The following is a 2,901-nucleotide window of genomic DNA, read 5'->3' on the forward strand; positions in this document are numbered from 1 at the left end:
GGTGTTGTGAAATTATTTTGATTAACAGCATCAATTATATCTTGTGCCTTTTTAATTTCTTCATTTAATCTAGTTTTGACTGCTAATTTAGCTTTTTGGGCAATAGCGTCTTTTTCAGCATCAATATCTTTTGAAATTAAATTATTAATTTGAGCTAATGTTGAATCATAATTAGTTACCGCTTCATCAACAGTTAATTTTTTAGCTTCGGTGTTTTTGGTGAATTGTTTTATTTTAGCAATTTCATCAGTGATTTGTTTAATGTCTGTATTTTCAAAATTAGAAGCATAGTTTAATTGTAATTTTGATTTTTCAATTGCTTTATCAATGTTATTGGTTAAATTATCATGTTGTTTTTTAGCATTGTTTGTTGTAGATAATTCGCCTTTTAATGCATTCAATTTTGAAACTTGGTTATTATAATCTTCAATTGCTTTATTTTTTTCGACACCAGCTTTGGCGTTTACGAGAGCTTGTTGAGCAGTATTATAAGCCTTAATAATTTCTTCGGGATTTAATTTGGCTTGGGCTAATGCTTGGGCTAATTTATCTTTAGCAGTTTTAACAGCTTTGTCATATTTATTTTTAGCATCTGGATATCCAGTAAAATCTGATTCAGTCAATTGGCCTTTTAGTTCATCATTGTATTTTTTATTAGCTTCTTTAACTTTGTTTGCGTCTGTTAAAGCAGTGTTTAGCTTTTCGATAACATTGTCATAATTATTGGTATTTAATGCATTTTTATCTGAAACTTCAGAAGATATTGTATCTGAAACAATAGTATCATTATTAAATTTAGATACAGCATCTTCAATAATTTTTTTGGCTTCATTGTAAGAATTTAACTCATTTTCTTTTGCTGAATTTAATTCTTCAATCTTTTCATTAACAGCATTGTGTTTTTCAATAGCTTTATTAATTTTATAGACATATTGATTTGTTGCTAAAGCATCAATATCTTTTTTGATTTGATCTATATCAGTTGAACTCAATGCATCATCTTTAAGAGATTTCATTGCTTCAATGGTTGCATTTTTGATATTGTTGTATTGAGCAGCAGGTTTAATAATATCATTGTATTTTTGAGCAAATTCCTCTTGTTTGGATGCTACATCACTAGCTTTTTGCAATTGTTCACAGAAAGAATCAATTACTTTAGGGTCTTGTGAAGTAATAACCTTGGTATCTAGTTCTTGAATTAAATCATCTAATGAGTTATTTATTTGTTCAAAGCTGTTAATTCTGTTATTTACAACTTTATTTGCGTTTGATTTTATAACATTAAATCTTGCTTTAGCAGTTTGAACCAAAACAGCCTCAAGTGCTTTTTCTGCATTATTGTATGTTTCAACATCATTAGTTTTATTTGTAACATGTTCTTGAATTTGTTTAGTTACATCATTAATTCATTTTTCAACTTCAGCTTTAACATCGGCATATTTAGGTTTTTGTTTTAATTCGTTTGCGGTTGTTAGGGCTTGTGAATAGTTTTCAAACGCTTGATCTAGTTCTTGTTTCTTTCCACTCAATGAAGAGTTAAATTCATTTAATTCATTAGTTTTTGCAATGATATTTTCTAATGTGGTTGCGTTGTAATTATTTTCTTTATCAACGCTTTTGTTGCTTTGAATTACAACATTCACGGTGTCGTTTTGTAATTTTGCATATTTGTCAATATTATTCATTAAATCTTTTGAATTATTCAGTACTTTAAGAGCAGATTCATAATCGTTTATGACTCTTGTACGATTATCTTTGAAAATATTTTTTAATTTAACTAATTCGTTTTGAGCGCTGATGTAAGCATTAATTATTTCATCATTTGAAGGATTTGAATTTAATTTGTTATTTAATTTATTGACTATTTCTTTTGCTTTATTGTTATATTCATTTTTGGATTTTTCATCAAGACCAAAATGACTTTCATCATAACGATTAAGATATTCTAAATCGTAATTGTTTTTTGCTGTATTAATAGTTTTTGCTAATTCCAAAGCTTTATCAAGGTTTTTGATATATTCATTATAAACATCAATATTTTTTTGATCTTTGTCATTGATATTTTTTAGAGAATAGTTATCTAGTGCGTCGTTAATAATTTTATGTGCTAAAGCATTGTTAGCTAAATTATTTACATCAAAATCATGTAATTCAACTTCCTTATCATTAAGATCGAATTTAGCTTTATTTAGTTTTGCAGTTTCAAATGCTTCATAAAGTTTTTTATGAGCATCTAAAATTATAGTTTCAACAGGCGGTTGTTGTTTATTTGGTAATGCCCTTTGATCTTGGATTTGTTTAACATTTTTTAAAGGATTTGTAATTTTTGTTAAATATTTAGGGTTTTTTAAATGTTCATCCATCCATACCGCAACTTGGTCACTAAGTTTTTTATAATTATTTGCCAATTCTTCGTTGCGTGTTGTTTGAGGCAAAAACATTTCAGACGGAATTGTAAATTCACGTTGTGCCACATCATTTAAATCTTTTTTATAGGTAATTTTTACATTAAATTTAACGTTTTCTTTAGCGTCGACACTGAAGTCACTAAATTCGTAGTTATATTCATTACTGTTGTTTAAATTATTTAATAATTCATCATATGTTGCTTTTTGTTGCATGTTTCGAACAAATTCAGCTGCAGTTAAGCTTGAGTTACCTTTTGTCTTGACTTCGTCACTAAATAAATCATCTTCGGCTGTTTTAAATCCAGTAAATTCAAAATTTGATTTATAGTCCTTGTCATTTAATTTTGTTTTTAATAAAAATTTAACTCTTGCTATTTTCTTATCATTTTTTGTATTAATTAAATCATATGAAATATTATCAAGAACGTAATCGTCTGGATTAATATTTTTACCTTTGTAGATAAAAATAATATCATCGCTTGTAATTGAACCG

At 27.0% G+C, this 2,901-nt stretch carries 1 protein-coding gene; it reads right to left on the bottom strand.

All coding sequences use genetic code 4. The features are described 5' to 3' along the window. Positions 1-2,901 (bottom strand): hypothetical protein (locus NW238_RS03575; protein WP_258451850.1); only part of this gene is annotated, 2,901 nt, incomplete at both ends.

Source organism: Mycoplasma zalophidermidis (genome assembly GCF_024742155.1).
Classification (GTDB): domain Bacteria; phylum Bacillota_I; class Bacilli_A; order Mycoplasmatales; family Metamycoplasmataceae; genus Mycoplasmopsis; species Mycoplasmopsis zalophidermidis.